Annotated in this window: 12 protein-coding genes; 7 read left to right on the top strand and 5 right to left on the bottom strand. The window is 56.6% G+C overall.

Annotated features, from left to right (window positions below):
- Positions 1-175 precede the first annotated feature (175 nt).
- The 4 genes from J7395_RS01480 to metH all read left to right on the top strand — a co-directional run bounded on the left by J7395_RS01480 (position 176) and on the right by metH (position 5,929).
- Complete coding sequence (locus J7395_RS01480; protein WP_209220310.1) at positions 176-1,153, top strand: metalloregulator ArsR/SmtB family transcription factor; 978 nt, start codon at positions 176-178, stop codon at positions 1,151-1,153.
- 78 nt (positions 1,154-1,231) lie between these two features.
- Complete coding sequence (gene metF, locus J7395_RS01475; protein WP_209220309.1) at positions 1,232-2,134, top strand: methylenetetrahydrofolate reductase; 903 nt, start codon at positions 1,232-1,234, stop codon at positions 2,132-2,134.
- Positions 2,082-3,248, top strand: a complete 1,167-nt coding sequence (locus tag J7395_RS01470) for a homocysteine S-methyltransferase family protein (RefSeq protein WP_247741918.1) — start codon at positions 2,082-2,084, stop codon at positions 3,246-3,248. The genes metF and J7395_RS01470 overlap by 53 nt, the downstream gene beginning before the upstream one ends.
- 35 nt (positions 3,249-3,283) lie before the next feature.
- A complete protein-coding gene (metH, locus tag J7395_RS01465) occupies positions 3,284-5,929 on the top strand; it encodes a methionine synthase (RefSeq protein ID WP_209220308.1) in 2,646 nt (881 codons plus the stop codon).
- Between the two features lie 63 nt (positions 5,930-5,992).
- Here the strand turns inward: metH and J7395_RS01460 are convergent, their stop codons facing one another.
- On the bottom strand, positions 5,993-7,237 hold the full coding sequence (locus J7395_RS01460; RefSeq protein WP_209220307.1) for a multidrug effflux MFS transporter: 1,245 nt from the start codon (positions 7,235-7,237) through the stop codon (positions 5,993-5,995).
- Positions 7,238-7,563: 326 nt separating this feature from the next.
- Between J7395_RS01460 and J7395_RS01455 the strand changes: the two genes are divergently transcribed.
- Positions 7,564-9,357 carry a chloride channel protein gene (locus J7395_RS01455; RefSeq protein ID WP_062947781.1) on the top strand — a complete coding sequence of 598 codons (1,794 nt, stop codon included), beginning with the start codon at positions 7,564-7,566 and terminating at the stop codon, positions 9,355-9,357.
- Positions 9,358-9,463: 106 nt separating this feature from the next.
- On the opposite strand, the gene J7395_RS01450 is transcribed toward J7395_RS01455, so the two are convergent.
- Positions 9,464-10,225 (bottom strand): EF-hand domain-containing protein, encoded by a 762-nt coding sequence (locus J7395_RS01450; RefSeq protein WP_209220306.1) that lies wholly within the window; start codon positions 10,223-10,225, stop codon positions 9,464-9,466.
- Between the two features lie 208 nt (positions 10,226-10,433).
- On the opposite strand from J7395_RS01450, the gene J7395_RS01445 reads away from it, so the two are divergent.
- Both J7395_RS01445 and J7395_RS01440 read left to right on the top strand, forming a co-directional pair.
- Positions 10,434-12,791 carry a UvrD-helicase domain-containing protein gene (locus tag J7395_RS01445; protein WP_209220995.1) on the top strand — a complete coding sequence of 786 codons (2,358 nt, stop codon included), beginning with the start codon at positions 10,434-10,436 and terminating at the stop codon, positions 12,789-12,791.
- Between the two features lie 60 nt (positions 12,792-12,851).
- On the top strand, positions 12,852-13,733 hold the full coding sequence (locus J7395_RS01440; RefSeq protein WP_209220305.1) for a 50S ribosomal protein L11 methyltransferase: 882 nt from the start codon (positions 12,852-12,854) through the stop codon (positions 13,731-13,733).
- On the opposite strand, the gene J7395_RS01435 is transcribed toward J7395_RS01440, so the two are convergent.
- From J7395_RS01435 to J7395_RS01425, 3 genes are all read right to left on the bottom strand, one after another.
- Entirely contained in the window at positions 13,730-14,491 is a 762-nt protein-coding gene (locus J7395_RS01435; RefSeq protein WP_062947775.1) for a sulfite exporter TauE/SafE family protein, read from the bottom strand. The genes J7395_RS01440 and J7395_RS01435 overlap by 4 nt on opposite strands.
- Positions 14,492-14,612: 121 nt before the next feature.
- Positions 14,613-15,968 (bottom strand): DUF2252 family protein, encoded by a 1,356-nt coding sequence (locus tag J7395_RS01430; protein ID WP_209220304.1) that lies wholly within the window; start codon positions 15,966-15,968, stop codon positions 14,613-14,615.
- 78 nt (positions 15,969-16,046) lie between these two features.
- A complete protein-coding gene (locus J7395_RS01425; protein WP_209220303.1) occupies positions 16,047-16,787 on the bottom strand; it encodes an SDR family oxidoreductase in 741 nt (246 codons plus the stop codon).
- Positions 16,788-16,861: the final 74 nt, after the last annotated feature.

Raw genomic sequence — 16,861 nt, 5'->3', positions numbered from 1 at the left:
ATATCCATGTGGTTAGCATAGGGAAGTTTTAAACGCCAGCACACAAAATTATGTGCTCGATCAATGGGATTTGGCGTGTTGCCTTTTTGCCATACTCCCTTTGAATAGGTAAATAGGCCTTGATTAAATATAAACATATCTTTATGTCTTTGGTCAGGTCAATGGAGGCGCTGAAATGGAACAGGTTCTTGCGAGATTGCGCGCGGCGGCAGAGGCGACACGGCTTCGCCTGTTGGCGATCTGTGCCGAATGCGAACTGACCGTCAGCGAGATCACCCAGATCATCGGGCAGAGCCAGCCGCGTGTGTCGCGCCATCTTAAACTGCTGTGCGAAGCCGGGCTGCTTGTCCGATTCCGTGAAGGCACCTGGGTATTTTATCGCACCCCCAATAGCGGCCCCGGCGCGGAACTGGTTCAGCCGGTTCTTGCCCTTCTGCCTGAAAGTGACGAGATACTGGCCCTGGATCGTGCCCGGCTGGAGCAGGTCAAGGCGCAGCGCGAACAGATTGCCCGCGAATATTTCCGGGCCAATGCCGATGACTGGGATCGCATCCGGTCGCTTCATATTGATGAAACGGTCGTCGAGCAGGCCCTGATTGATGCCATCGGCGATCTTTCCGGGGGCCGGATTCTTGATATCGGTACCGGCACGGGCCGGATTCTGGAGCTTCTGGGCAAAACGGCCGAAGAGGGTGTCGGCGTTGATATGTCGCGCGAGATGCTGGCGGTCGCACGCGCACGCTTGCAGCGTGCCGATCTGTCAAACTGTCTGGTACGGCAGGCCGATATGTATCAACTGCCTTATCCCGCAGGGATGTTTGACGTTGTGACCCTGCATCAGGTGCTGCATTACGCCGAACGCCCCGAAGCCGCCATTGCCGAAGCCGCCCGTGTGCTGGCCCCGAATGGCAGGCTGGTGGTGGTTGATTTCGCAACCCATGACCGTGAGGAACTGCGCGAGGAGCACGCGCACCGTCGGCTTGGTTTTGAAGACGGGGCGATCAATACGTGGTTTCGCGCATGTGAACTTTCGTCCGGTGATGTCATAAGCCTGCCCGGCAAACCCTTGACGGTGCGGATCTGGTCCGCACATGCATCGGAGCAGGGGCAGAAGGCATTGCAGGCAAATAACAATAACGAGGCCGCCGAGTAACAATCCGGCAGGCTTATCGCCAACAATAATAACGCATAACGACCCGTTCCACCGGAACGACAAGACAGGATTAAAAGAATGACGGCTAAAAACGACATCGCACCACAGGGCACTTCGCATGGCGATTTGCGGGTTTCATTCGAATTCTTTCCGCCGAAAACGGAAAAGATGGAAGAAACCATGTGGCGTTCGATCCACCGTCTGGCGCCGCTGAACCCGTCTTTTGTTTCGGTAACCTACGGGGCAGGCGGATCAACCCGTGACCGCACGCATAGCAGTGTCACCCGCATTCAGGGCGAAACCGGCATTCCGGCGGCGGCCCACCTGACCTGTGTTGGCCATACCAAGGAAGAAATCGAAGGTATTGCGCGCAATTACTGGGATGAAGGTATCCGGTCAATTGTTGCTCTGCGCGGTGATCTGCCCGATGCGGGCGATAAATATGTCCCGACGCCGGGTGGCTATCCTTATGCGGTTGATCTGGTCGAAGGGCTTAAGCGGATTGCGGATTTCGATATTTCGGTTTCGGCCTATCCGGAAACCCACCCGGATGCCCCCAATGCCGATTTCGAAATCGAATATCTGAAACACAAGATCGATGCCGGTGCGAACCGTGCGATCACGCAGTTCTTCTTTGATAACGAGGTTTTCCTTCGGTTCCGTGACAAATGTGCTGCTGCCGGGATCACCGCACCGATTGTGCCGGGCATCCTGCCGGTGACCAATTTCGGGTCGCTTTTGAAATTTGCCGATATGTGCGGGGCATCGGTGCCCAAGCGCCTGCATTGGCGGTTTGAAGACCTTGACGAAGATCCCGACACGCGTCGGATGGTTGCCTTCCACGAAGCCATTTCGCAGGTCGAGGGCCTGATGGCCGAGGGTGTTACCGATTTCCACTTCTACACGCTAAACCGTGCCGAACTGACATATGCCATCTGTCATGCGCTGGGTATTCGCGGTGTTGCACAGGCTGCTGCCTGAACCGACCCGCCCAAACAGCCTGCATGATCAAAACGACTGGATGACGATGATGAATGACCGCAAGGAACGCATTGCCCTGCTGCGTAAACGGGCCGAAAACAAAATCCTGATCCTTGATGGTGCGATGGGCACCATGATCCAGAAGCACAAGCTGAGCGAGGAAGATTATCGCGGCGAACGCTTTGCCGACTGGAAACAGGATCTGAAGGGCAACAACGATCTGCTGTCCCTGACCCGGCCTGACATCATCAAGGATATCCATCTGCAATATATTGCCGCGGGTGCGGACCTTCAGGGGACCAATACCTTTAGTGCGACGACAATCGCGCAGGCCGATTACGGTATGGAAAGCCTTGCCTACGAGATCAATTACGAAAGTGCGAAAATCGCGCGCGCGGCCTGTGATGAATGGGAAGCCGTCCATCCCGGCGATGTGCGCTTTGTCAACGGTGCCATCGGCCCGACCAACCGCACCGCATCGATTTCGCCCGATGTGAACAATCCGGGTTTCCGCGGTGTTAATTTCGACCAGCTACGCGAAGCTTATAAGGAAGCCGTCAATGGCCTTCTGGATGGCGGGGCGGATGCGCTTCTGGTGGAAACCATTTTCGATACGCTCAATGCCAAGGCGGCCCTGTTTGCCATCGACGAGGTACTTGAAGAACGCGGTGAAGATGTGCCGGTTCTGATTTCGGGTACCATCACCGATGCGTCGGGCCGGACCCTTTCGGGACAGACGACCGAGGCGTTTTACAATTCGGTCCGTCATGCCAAGCCGTTCTCGATCGGGCTTAACTGCGCATTGGGGGCGGCACAGTTGCGCCCCTATGTGCAGGAACTGTCACGCATTGCCGAATGCCGGGTTTCGGTTTATCCCAATGCGGGCCTGCCCAACGAATTTGGTGAATATGACCAGTCGGATGCCGAAATGGCGGCACTGGTCAAGGAATGGGCCGAAACCGGTATGGTCAATCTGCTGGGCGGCTGCTGTGGCACGACGCCGCCCCATATCAAGGCGATTGCCGATGCGGTGGCAAATGCCAATCCGCGCAAATTGCCCAAGATCGAACCGAAAATGCGCCTTTCGGGCCTTGAGCCGTTCAACGCCGCCTGATGCCGGGAAGCTGAAAAAAGAGATCGAACAGACCCATGAGTGACATTTCAAGATTCATCAATATCGGCGAGCGCACGAACGTCGCAGGATCGATCAAGTTCAAAAACCTGATCGTCGAGGAAAATTACGACGCAGCCCTTGAGGTTGCCCGTCAGCAGGTCGAAAACGGCGCGCAGATCATCGACATCAATATGGACGATGCGATGCTGGATGCCGAAACGGCGATGGTCAAATTCGTCAATCTTCTGGCGGCTGAACCCGATATTGCCCGTGTGCCGATCATGATCGACAGTTCCAAATGGAACGTGATCGAAGCCGGTCTGAAATGTCTTCAGGGCAAGGGTATCGTCAACTCCATCAGCCTGAAAGAAGGCGAGGAACCCTTTATCAAGCAGGCACGTCTTCTGCGCCGTTATGGTGCTGCCGTCGTCGTGATGGCCTTTGATGAAAAAGGCCAGGCCGATACCGTTACCCGCAAGATCGAGATTTGCGAACGCAGCTATCGCGTGCTGGTCGACAAGGTCGGCTTCCCGCCCGAAGACATCATTTTCGATCCGAACATCTTTGCGGTCGCGACCGGGATCGAGGAACATGACAATTATGCCGTCGATTTCATCGAAGCCTGCAAGCTGATCAAGGAACGCCTGCCATACGCTAAGATTTCCGGCGGTGTTTCCAACGTTTCCTTCTCGTTTAGGGGGAACAATCCGGTCCGCGAAGCGATGCATTCCGTGTTCCTGTATTATGCAACGCAGGCCGGCATGGATATGGGCATCGTCAATGCCGGTCAGCTTGTGGTGTATGAGGAAATCCCGCTTGAACTGCGTGAACGGGTCGAGGACGTGATCCTGAACCGTCGCCCGGATGCGACCGACCGTCTTCTGGAAATTGCCGAAAAATACAAGGGCACCGGCGGGCCGGAGAAGAAGGTCGATCTGGAATGGCGCAAAAAGCCGGTTAATGAACGACTGGCCCATGCGCTGGTCAACGGCATTGCCGAGTATGTCGAAGAAGACACCGAAGAAGCCCGCCAGCAGGCCGACAAACCCCTTCACGTTATCGAAGGGCCGTTGATGGATGGCATGAATGTGGTCGGTGACCTGTTTGGTGCGGGCAAGATGTTCCTGCCCCAAGTGGTCAAATCCGCCCGCGTGATGAAAAAGGCCGTGGCTTACCTGATCCCGTTCATCGAGGCGGAAAAGGATGGGGTGCGCGAAACCAACGGCAAAATCCTGCTGGCGACGGTCAAGGGCGATGTCCATGACATCGGCAAGAACATCGTGGGCGTGGTCCTGCAATGTAACAATTTCGAGGTCCTTGACCTTGGCGTGATGGTGCCGACCCAGAAAATCATCGAAACCGCCAAGGCCGAAAAGGTCGACATGATCGGTCTTTCGGGCCTGATCACGCCGTCGCTTGAGGAAATGACCTATGTCGCGGCCGAAATGGAACGCGAGGGGCTCAACATCCCGCTTCTGATCGGTGGCGCAACCACGTCCAAGGTCCATACCGCGGTCAAGATTGCCCCGAACTATAACAAGTCGGTGGTTTACGTGATTGACGCATCGCGTGCGGTGGGGGTTGCAAGCCAGCTTGTATCTGAAACCCACCGGGAACGGTTTGCTGCGGAAATCCGGGCGGAATATATCGCGATGGCGGAAAAACACGCCGCCCAGCAATTGCAGAAAAAACGTTTTGCCATTGCGGACGCGCGCGCCAACAAGGTGCAGCTTGACTGGGACGCCTATGATGTTCCCGCACCGGTCAAACCGGGCATTACCCGGTTTGAAACCTTTGATCTGGCGGAACTGGTTGAACGGTTCGACTGGAAGCCGTTCTTTGAAACCTGGGAACTGCATGGCCGTTTCCCGGACATTCTGCAGGACGAGAAGGTTGGCGAAACCGCACGTGGTCTTTACGAAGACGCCAAGGCGATGCTCAAACGCATTGTCGATGAAAAATGGTTCAAACCCTGTGCGGTTGTCGGTATCTGGCCGGCCAATTCGGTGGGTGACGATATCGAAGTCACCCCGGCACCCGATCAGAACGAACCGGTGATGCTGCGCACGCTTCGCCAGCAGATGTTCCGTGAAAACAATTCACGCCCGAACCGCGCCCTTGCCGATTATATCGCGCCAAAGGAATCCGGTAAGACCGATTATATCGGTGGCTTTGTCGTCACCGCCGGGCCGGAAGTCGAAGAAATCGCCAAAAAGCTTGAAGCCGAGCATGACGATTACAACGCCATTCTGGTCAAGGCCCTTGGCGACCGCTTTGCCGAGGCCTTTGCCGAACGCATGCATGAAAAGGTGCGTAAGGAGCTTTGGGGCTATGCCGCGGATGAGAACCTTCCGAATGCCGAACTGATTGCCGAAAACTATCGCGGTATTCGTCCGGCACCGGGATATCCGGCCTGCCCGGAACATACGGAAAAACGCACGCTGTGGCAGTTGCTGGATGCGGAAAAGAATGTCGGTGTCAGACTGACCGAAAGCTGTGCCATGACCCCGGCATCCTCGGTCAGCGGGTTCTATTTCGCCCATCCCGAAGCCAAATATTTCGGCCTTGGCAAGATCGAACGCGATCAGGTCGAAAGCTATGCCGAACGCAAGGGCATGACTTTGGCCGAAGCCGAACGCTGGCTGGCGCCCAACCTGAATTACGATCCGCGTCAGGCGTGATCGTATCAAACAAAAAGCCCCGCAGCTTTCCGGCTGCGGGGCTTTTTTTCGTTTGACCGGTTATCAATGCGTCGCGTGGAAAAACTTTCCGCGTTCGGTAATGCCGACAATCACGATGGCCAGCACCGCCAGCACCAGATAGCCGCCAATCAGCGGGATAACCGTGCCATTGAATAGCTGGCCGATGATCCCGCCTGCGACAACACCGATCAGGGTGCTGTAAACCCCGATCATCGAGGATGCGGTGCCGGCAATCCGGCCAACCGGTTCCATCGCCAGCGAATTGAAGTTTGGCATGGTCATGGAAAAACAGAACAGTGTGACCGTAAGACCCACACCAAACACCGGAAGCGGCGGGGCACCGTCAAAGGCAAAGGCGATGCCCAGATTGATCAGGCTGCTGATTGCCATCACAAGAAGCCCACCCTGCGACAGTTTGTGCATGCCGATCTTGCGGACAAGGCGGGCATTGACGAAGGATGAAACGCTCATGCAGGCGGCGATCATCCCGAACACCAGCGGGAACCAGACGCCAAGTCCGTAAACCTCGGTTTCGAAAATCTGCTGGGCCGATCCGATATAGGCCATCAGACAGGCAAACATCAGCCCCATCGCCGTCGCATAACCCAGCGTCTGGCGGGTGGTGATCGTGGTTTTGATATCGCGCCCAATCCGGCTGAGTGACAGTTTATGCCGGTATTCGGGATTTAACGTTTCGGGCATTCGCAGGCTGTACCAGACGGCAATAATGATCGCCAGCACAAGGGTGCTGACAAAAATCATGTGCCAGTTGGCAAGCGCTAGGATCAGGCTACCCGATGCCGGGGCAAAGACCGGCACGATGATAAAGATCATCATCACGAACGACATGACGCGGGCCATTTCGCGGCCTTCGAAACAGTCACGCGTGATCGCGATTGTCAAAACGCGCGGGGCCGCCGCACCAAGCCCCTGAACGAAACGCGCGACCAGAAGGTGATCGTAACTGTCGGCAAAAATCGCCATGACGGTCCCGATGGCATAAATGAAAAGACCCAGCATCAGAACGCGTTTGCGGCCGAAACTGTCAGCCAGCGGGCCATAGACAATCTGCATCAGGCCAAAGGCAATCATGAAAACATAGATCAGCAACTGCATGCGGTTGCCGTCCTCGATGCCGTAATCGGTGGCGATCGGGCCGAATGCCGGTAACAGGTTATCGATCGAAAGCGCAACCAGACCAATCGTGATTGCCATTAACACAACGAATTCGACAAAACCCGGAAGCGGACGGGCGATGGTGGCGCCCGATTTTTGACTTTCAGTCATTTATCGGAAGTCCTGAAAAAGGAATTTATTGTTATTCGGGGAAAGTCCCGCAGGCTTCGGAAACCTGTATGACGTCAAGCATGCGTTATTTCCCGTTCGAAGATCAATGATGGTTTTCTGAAAAAAGCACTGTCGCGTCATCGACTTGGCCCGAACCTGACCTGCCTGGGCAATGCATTTGAGGTAACCCGCGGTCATCATCTGCATCGGGCAAGGGGCAGCTATTGGCAAATATCACTGGATTTGCCGACCTTTACCTTTTATTCGCAACACCTTGTGATCATATGACAGCTTCCTGTTTCACCCGTTCCCGCCGGTAACCCGATATGGCCGAAAAGCTTTTCAAATCCAACCAGTTGCTTGGGCAATTGCGACGTATCGTCAAAAGCGAGCAGCTTGTGCTGTCGATCCTGGCACTTGTGGTCGGCGCGATGGCCGGGGGCGGGACCATCCTGTTTCGCGAAGGCATCCTGTTTGTGCAGTTGCTGACCTTTGGTTCGGGCGAGGAAGCGGTCCATGAATATCTTGCGCATCTTCCGGCGTGGCATTTGATCATGGTGCCGACACTGGGCGGATTGTTTGTCGGGGTTTTCATTTACCGGTTTTTGCCCGAACGGCGTACCCACGGGGTGGCCGATGTGGTGGATGCCGCCCTGTTTCATGATGCACGCATGTCGTCACGCTGTGGGATCAAATCGGTGTTCATCAGCGCGGTGTCGCTGGGAACCGGTGCGTCGCTTGGCCGCGAGGGGCCGGTTGTTCATATGGGGGCGTCGTTCGGGGCGTGGCTGGCGCGCATTCTTCATCTGCGGCGCAGCACGGCGCGCACCCTGCTTGGATGCGGCGTGGCATCCGCGGTTGCAGCGTCTTTCAATGCGCCGCTGGCGGGTGCATTGTTTGCCCACGAGGTTGCCCTTGGTCATTATGCCCTGACCGCATTTGCACCGATTGTTCTGGCATCGGTGACCGGTACGATCATCACCCGGCTTTATTTCGGCAGCGACATTGCCTTTCTGTTGCCGGCCAATGAAATCCAGTCGTTTCTGGAATTTCCGGCCTTTGCGCTTTTGGGGATTGCGGCGGGGATCACCGCGATTTGCGTAACACGTGCCATCCCGGTTGTGCAAATGGCGGCCAAGGCATCGAAAATTCCGGGCTGGTTGCGGCCGGCCGTGGCGGGACTTGTGATCGGTATTGTTGCGATCAAGTTCCCGCAGATTGTCGGCGTTGGTTACGGTGCGATGAATGATGCGCTTTACGGGGCGTATGGCTGGTCATTTCTCGTACAGCTTCTGATCGTGAAGGCCGCAATGGTGGCGATCTGCATCGGCATGGGCTTTGCTGGTGGGATTTTCAGTCCGGCCCTTTTCCTTGGTGCGATGCTGGGCGGGGCATTCGGGGTGACGGCAACGGCGATTTTCCCCGATCTGTCATCGGGGTACGGGGCCTATACACTGGTCGGTATGGGGGCGGTGGCGGCGGCCATGCTGGGCGCGCCGATTTCAACGACCCTGATCATCTTTGAACTGACCGGCGACTATGCCTTGACCATTGCGGTGATGGTGGCATCGGTGATTGCATCGATTGTGATGGACCAGTTCCAGGGCGGATCATTCTTTGCCTGGCAGCTTAAATGCCGGGGGCTTTCGACCCGGTGGGGCCGGGAAATGAATTTGCTGCGCATGATGAAGGTCGCCGACATCATGAAGGCGGAATATCAGACCGTGCCGCTCGGCGACGGGATGCCGTCCATTCGCGAAAAGCTGATCAATGCGCCCTATTCCGAACTGTTCGTGATTGATGATGATGGCCGGTTGCACGGCACGATCACACTGGCCGATTTGCGCCATGCGGCGTTTGATCCGGAAATGGGCGAAGAAGTTACCGCAGGCCAGGTCGCCCGATCCAAGCCGCCGGTTCTGCTGCGTACTGACAGCATCGAAAAGGCCGTGCGTCTGATGGAACAGACCGGCGAGGAACACCTGCCGGTGATCAATAATGAGGAAGAACGTCTTATGGTCGGTTTCGTCCACGAAAAGGACGCGATGATGGCCTATAACAACGCGCTTCTGGAACTGCAAAGCGAAGAACGCGGTGATGCGCCGCCCAAGCTGTTCTAGACTTTCCCGAACGTGGCAGACAAAAAAATGCCGCCGGTTTGATATCGTGGCCGGCGGCAGGTTGGGGTTCTCGCTTCGTCGAAGAGACCCGGTGTTACGCGATCAGTTATGCCATCAACTGTGCCATCAGGCGGTTATCGAACGGTGTTGCGCCATTGCCGATGGTGGCGGCGGCGTCATCGCCTGTGCTGCTGGTCTGGCTGCTGGTGTCGGGCAGGCTGCTGGCGGATGGAGTTTCGTCCGCCGGGGCGGCAGCCATCAGTTCGGCAAGGCTGACAATGCCGTCTTCGTTGGTATCAAGCGGGTCGTAACTTTCGGTATCGGATGTTGCGGCACTGTCACCACCAGATAAACTGTCCGTGCTTTCATCCGCAGTTGCCTTGGTTGTTGTGACACCGGGTGGGGGAGCCATGCCTGTCAGGTAATCGTCTTGGGAAATGCTTTCGGCATCACTTCCCGCCATCATCGACCACAGGTTTTCAGCCATTTCATCGCTGACATTGTCGGGTTTGCCTGCCAGGAATTCATCCTTGGTCAGGGTGCCGTCATCATCGGTGTCAAGGTCATCGAACAGTTGCTGCGCATCGAAACCGCCATCGGAGGCCGATGTATCCGTGCTTTCCTGCATTTCCAGCAACATGGCTTTGATCTGATCGGAAAGCTGGTCAACGATGCCCTGTCCGTTGGCAGCAATTTCCGAAACCGCGTCGACCGCCTTTGTCGAGGCGGTGCTTTGCGCACTGGCTAACGCAAATCCGCCAATGCCTTCTACGCCGCTACTGCTTTCGGTAGACTGGCTGCTACTGGTCGACTGTGTTTGGCTAAATATTTGCGCAAGACTGGCACTGAGACTGTCGATGCCGCTCATCGGGGGCTCCTTGCGTGGTGATTGTCGTTATGACTGTTCACGCAAGGCGCAGGAAAAACTGGCGCAGAAAAGCAGGCGGAAAAAATATTTTCAGGGAAAAAATTGGTCGACGTTCCCGATTTGTTGCACAATAAGCAACCCGATATCGCCACTTGATTGAATGCCAATACTGGCCCCGTTTGCAGAGCATGTTATATATCCCGACATGATGGATGATCCCTTTGAAATTGATGAATTCGCCGCAAGCCCGGAAATGCGCCTTCAAGACGCACCCGCACCCGATTACCTTGCCAATCTGAATGCCGAGCAACGCGAAGCGGTCGAAACGCTTGATGGTCCGTTGCTGGTGCTGGCAGGTGCCGGGACGGGAAAAACGCGCGTTCTGACGACCCGGCTTGCCCATCTTCTGGAAACCAAGGGACAGACGGAGCGCCTGCATCCGCAGCAAATTCTTGCCGTGACTTTTACCAACCGCGCGGCCAAGGAGATGCAGGAACGTGTCGCCCATGCGCTGGGCCGTCCGGTTGAAGGATGGTGGCTGGGGACTTTCCACTCGCTGGCGGCCCGCCTGTTGCGTCGTCATGCCGAACTGGTCGGGTTGCAATCAAACTTCACGATCCTTGATAGCGATGATCAGGTCCGCCTGCTTAAGCAGATCATGGATGCCGAACAGATTGATCAGAAGAAATGGCCGGCCAAGCAACTGATGGGGATCATCCAGCGCTGGAAGGACAAGGGACTTTCACCCGAACGGGTCAATGAAAGTGTCGAGTTCGCCAATGGCGGGGCCAAGTACCTGTATAAAATCTATCAGGAACGCCTTGCGGTTCTGAATGCGGCCGACTTTGGCGATCTTTTGCTGCATTGCCTGACCCTGTTTCAGAAACACCCGGAAATCCTGCGCCGTTATCAGGAAACCTTCCGCTATGTTCTGGTCGATGAATATCAGGATACCAACGTGGCCCAATATCTTTGGCTGCGCGCGCTGGCGATGGTTCATCGCAATATCTGCTGTGTCGGTGATGATGATCAGGCGATCTATAGCTGGCGCGGGGCCGAGGTCGGCAACATCCTGCGTTTCGAGTCCGATTTCCCCGGTGCCAAGGTCGTCCGGCTCGAACAGAATTATCGTTCCACGCCGCATATTCTGGCGGCGGCGTCCAAGCTGATCACCTTTAACGATGGCCGTCTGGGCAAGGAGCTTTGGACTGAACTTGATACCGGCGAGAAGGTCTTTGTCAAAGGTGTCTGGGATGGCGAGGCCGAGGCGCGGCTTGTTGGCGAGGATATCGAAGCCCTGCAAAGCAGGGGTATTGGTGCATCCCATATGGCGATCCTTGTCCGTGCCGGGTTCCAGACCCGCGAGTTCGAGGAACGGCTGATCACGCTGGGCATCCCGTACCGGGTTGTTGGCGGACCGCGTTTCTATGAACGTCAGGAAATCCGCGATGCGCTGGCTTATATCCGCATGGTCGCCCAACCCGATGACAGCCTTGCGTTTGAACGCATCGTCAATGTGCCCAAGCGCGGGGTGGGAAAGGCCACCTTGCAAACCCTGCATCAATATTCGCGTGATCAGGCGGTTTCGCTTCCGGCGGCGGCGCTTGATCTGATCGGGACCGAGGAACTCAAACCCAAAATGCGTCAGGCGATTGGCGGGTTGCTGGGCGATTTCAAACGCTGGCGTGAAATGCTGGAGACCACATCGCATGTGGCGGTGCTTGAAACGGTTCTTGATGAAAGCGGCTATACCGATATGTGGCGCACATCCAAGGAAATCGATGCGCCCGGCCGTCTGGAAAACCTGAAGGAACTGGTATCTGCGATTGGCGAGTTTGAAAACCTGACCAGCTTCCTTGAGCATGTGTCGCTGGTGATGGAAAATGAACAGAACGCCGATCAGGAAAAAGTCACCATCATGACCCTGCATGCGGCCAAGGGGCTGGAATTTGACTATGTCTTTCTGCCCGGCTGGGAAGAAGGTGTTTTCCCCCATCAGCGTGCCATGGATGAAAGCGGGGTGAAGGGCCTTGAGGAAGAACGCCGTCTGGCCTATGTCGGCATCACGCGCGCACGCAAACGTGCCACGGTTTCCTATGCGGCCAACCGTCGGATTTATAACCAGTGGCAATCGGCCCTGCCGTCGCGCTTTGTCGATGAATTGCCGGACGAGCATGTCGAACGCATCAGCGACACCGGCCTTGGCAATCATCGTGGCAATGTATCGCCCGGTGCATGGGGTGCCGACGACTGGATGAAAATGCCAAGCTGGGCGGATAACAAACCGGCGGAAAGCTATAACCCCTATGGCGGGACCGGCGAACGCCGGTTTGCCAGCGCGGGATGGCAGGACCGGGTGCGCAAAAATGTGATTGATGTAAAGCCGGATGGTGAAACCAGTTACACCACCAGTTCGAAATCATCGAAATACAAGGTCGGCGATGCGGTACGTCATCGCAAATTCGGCCCCGGTACCGTCAAGGCGGTCGATGGCAACAAGCTTGAAATCCATTTCGAGGGTGTCGGCACAAAGAAAGTGGTCGACAGTTTCATCCTGCCGGGTTAAGCCGCCCGGACATTATTTCTGGTGCGGTCAAACGGCCGCCGCAATCTTGCGAGAAGCGATATGACCGAAACCGTTCGTTGCTATAATTTCACCTTCGAGGTTGATGGCAAATATGCCCCGGCCTTTGCCGAGGCGTTGTATGAGCATTGCGATGCCCTGTCGCATTTCGAACGGCCGGGCGATCCGACCGCGCCCTGGAAGGTCGAAGGCTTTTCGGGCGATCATCTTGACAAGACCGCGGTTGAAACCGCCGTATCATTGATGGCGTCTGCGGTCGGTGCTGACGTGCCGGTGGTCGAATTTGGCACCTATGAGCCCAAAGACTGGGTCAGCGATAACCTGCGCAGCTTCAAGCCGATTTCGGTTGGCCGGTTCTATGTTCATGGCTCGCACTGGGAAGACGGTATTCCGGTGGCCAAAACCGGTTTGCAGGTTGATGCCGGTCTGGCATTCGGTTCTGGTGAACATCAGACGACCAAGGGGTGCCTTGCGGCAATCGACTGGATCGCCAAACATTCGTACCGTTACAACGCGCTTGATATGGGCTGCGGGTCCGGCATTCTGGGCATGGCGTGCGCCAAAACGTGGCGCTGCCCGGTGATGATGGCCGATATTGATGCCGCATCGGTGCGCGTTGCCCGTGAAAATGCCCGGATCAACAAGATCACCGATCTGGTCACCGCGATCCATTCCAACGGCTTTAGCGACGTGCGCATCCGCAATGCCGGTTATTACGACATCGTGTGTGCCAATATCCTTGCCCGCCCATTGCGCCATATGGCACGCGACCTGCGCGGTACGCTGGCCGAAGGTGGCTATGTGGTTCTGTCGGGGCTTCTGTCCCATCAGGAACAGTTTGTCCTGTCGGCCTATCGCGATGTCGGCCTGTCACTGGTCAAGCGTTTCCCGGTCGAGGAATGGACGACGCTGGTGGTTGGCTAAGCCACCAGCAACGCACTGACAAACCGGTAAATCCCGAACCCGCCAAGGATCACGATCAGCAATCCGACCGCGATCATGAGCGGTTTGCGCGGGATGATGCGGACAAGCACGGCGGCAAGCGGTGCGGCGGGTACGCCGCCGATCACCAGTGCCAGTGCCGCCATCCCGAAACTTTCCAGTCCGAAATGCCCGGCAAAGGTCACGGTGATCATCACTGTCACGAAAAATTCCGATGCCGCCGAGGTGCCCAGCATCCGGTGCGGTTCAGCATGGCCGCGATAGACCAGCGTGCTTGATACGATCGGTCCCCATCCGCCGCCGCCAACCGCATCAAGGAACCCGCCAACCAGACCAAGCGGGGCAAGCCCGCGCATCGCCGCAGGCGGTTGTACCTTGCGCACCGCCTTGGCAATGACCAGAACGCCCAGCGCGCTTAGGTAAAGGGCGACAAACGGCGCAAGATATTCGCCGATCCCTGATGACAGCAACGCGGCACCGGCAGCACCGCCGATGGAACCGGCAATCGCCAGTGTCCTGACCATTTTCCAGTCAACATTGCGTGCGAAATGATGTGATGTGCCGGAAACGGCGGTGGTGAAAACCTCGGCGGCGTGCACTGTGGCACTGGCTTGCGCCGGGGGCAGGCCGATGCTGATCAGAAGCGATGTCGATGTCAGGCCATAGGCCATGCCAAGCGCACCATCAACAAGCTGTGCGGCAAAGCCGATCAGAACGATCCACCAGAAAAAGTCGTCCATCTATGTGCGTTGCTCCAACAAGAACACAACGCCGGAATTGTATCGACAGGCCGCGTTTTTGATATCGGCAAATGCGCGGCTGGCAGAATGTCCGCCATGCATAAATGCCGCAAGACATTTGCTAACTCAGAAGGGGCGGCATCACCATTTTTTGCAGGGCAAGGCAATCGCACATGGTTTGATCGGCATAGCCTTCTGCTGCGGCAACAAGTCCTTCCGCATCGCGATCAAGCGCCCTGATCATGGTTTCCTCGAACCGGGTGGACCGGATGTCGCCGCGCGCATGCGCCAGTGCCAGCGCGGAGCCGCATGATCTGGCATATTGTTTAAGCGCCTTGCCCGGGTTCTTTGTGTCAAGACAGATATCCTCGGGATCAAGACCGACCCGTGCATGGTGGCGGGATCGCACCAGCCAGTGGTCATCGCGCCAGACGACTTCATCAAGCACAAGGTCGGGGCGGCGCTGCATGACCCGCTGGCAGTCGACCGAAAGATGCGCCGGGTTCAGGCGGTTATTCGGGCTGATATCGGGGAAATGGTGGATCGGGGCGGCTTCACGCTGTTGCTTGACCTCGACGATATGACATAGCGGCAAATCTTCCGGCCCGTCGACTTCATCGGGTCCGACCAGGAGATAAAAGCGGTTCATATTGACCGATCCGGTGCCCGCCCCGACGCGAAGAACGATATCAAGGATGCTGTCATCGACATAGGGACGGAAAACGCGTCTGATTTCCGACATGGTGGCCGCATCAAGACGCTTGTAACGTTCCGGAAGGTCGCGGAACCGCAATGTGCCATCGGTCAGTTCGACCGCCTTGCCAAGTGCGCTTTTGGTTTCAAACTTCTTGCCCCCTGCGGCGCGCTTCAACGCCTTGTCGCGCGCAGCTTCAAGGATATGGCCCTTGGAGAATTTCAAAACAGCACTGCGGCGGTGATCCGGGTCGGAAACGATCTTTTCCAGGGTCTTCCGGTAGCTTTTCAGAAACGCGTCCGCGGCCTTTTTCGCGTCCTTCTGGCTGGCAGCTTCAAGACCAGACAGATCATTCATTTCGTCACTGTCGTAATCGTCATTCGTTAGTCCGTCGGCATAGTCGCAGGCCAGAAACAGGCTGGTACAGAACCGTGCCAGATCCCAGCTTGCCAGCCCGAAACAGGCATCGTCGAAATCATTGGGGCAGAAAATTACATCGTCGCCATGTGACCCATCTTCGGTCAGAAGCCCGAAATTCACCAGATGGCAATCGCCCATGATGGCGGTAATCAGCCGTTTGTCCGTCAGACTTTCGGGCAGGACGATACGACCGGATTTCAGGTCGCCATAAAACATCTGGGCGGCACCCCGCAGGAACCGGAACGGATTGGCAGCCATTTTCTGATGTTTGGCAAGCTTGGTCCTTGCACGCGGGGTGCGGCCATCGACACGTTTGAGTTCACGTGCAATCAGATTGTTTCGGCTGGCGCTGACGATGCTCATCTCGGCTTCCTTTCCGCTCAATGCAGGGTGCAGAGTGCCGGACAGGATCACCGCAGTCAAATCCTGCCGCGGATCATGTTATCGCCCGCCAGCCACGTCAATCAGTGCCCCGGTGACATAGGACGCATCATCTGAGAGCAGCCAGTAGATCAGATTGGCGACCTCGTTTGCCTTGCCTGCCCGTCCCAGCGGGCAGAACGGGCCAAGTTCGGCAACCCGTTCCGGTCGGCCGGCACTGCCGTGGATATCGGTATCAATAATGCCCGGCCGCACGGCATTGACACGTATGCCTCTGGGGCCAAGTTCCTTGGAAAGTCCGATCGTCAGGGTATCAATCGCGCCCTTGGACCCGGCATAATCAACATATTCGCCCGGTGATCCCAGTTTGGAGGCCATCGAGGATACATTGACGATTGAACCGCCCGCATGTGACAGGGTGCGTGCAGCTTCGCGGGCCACGATATAGGCCCCCAGCACATTGGTATCAAACACCGATTTCATCCGTTCGATGCTCATATCCGCCAGATCGCTTTTGGGGGCGACGATCCCGGCATTATTGACAACCGCATCGATTGTGCCGAACCGGTCAAGCGTTGCCTGAAACAGGTCCAAGACGTCCTGTTCGTATTTCACGTCGCATTTCTGGGCGAAAACATTGCCGGTTCGTCCGGCCCGTTCGCACAGCGCACAGGTTTCATCGGCACTTTCCTTGTTGCCGACATAGCTGATGGCGACGTTCCAGTCGTTTTGCGCACACAGAATGGCGGTGGCACGGCCAATGCCGCGTGATCCACCGGTGATCAGAACGGTTTTTGTCATGGATGTTTCCCCGAAAATCAACGTCGGGCGATACTATGGCGCGGCTTTTACGCTCGGGTCAAAAAGAAACCTGC

Source organism: Thalassospira sp. A3_1 (assembly GCF_017744215.1).
Classification (GTDB): domain Bacteria; phylum Pseudomonadota; class Alphaproteobacteria; order Rhodospirillales; family Thalassospiraceae; genus Thalassospira; species Thalassospira lucentensis_A.
The sequence above is the reverse complement of the archived record's forward strand: the minus strand, read 5'-3'. Positions and strand labels throughout refer to the sequence as shown.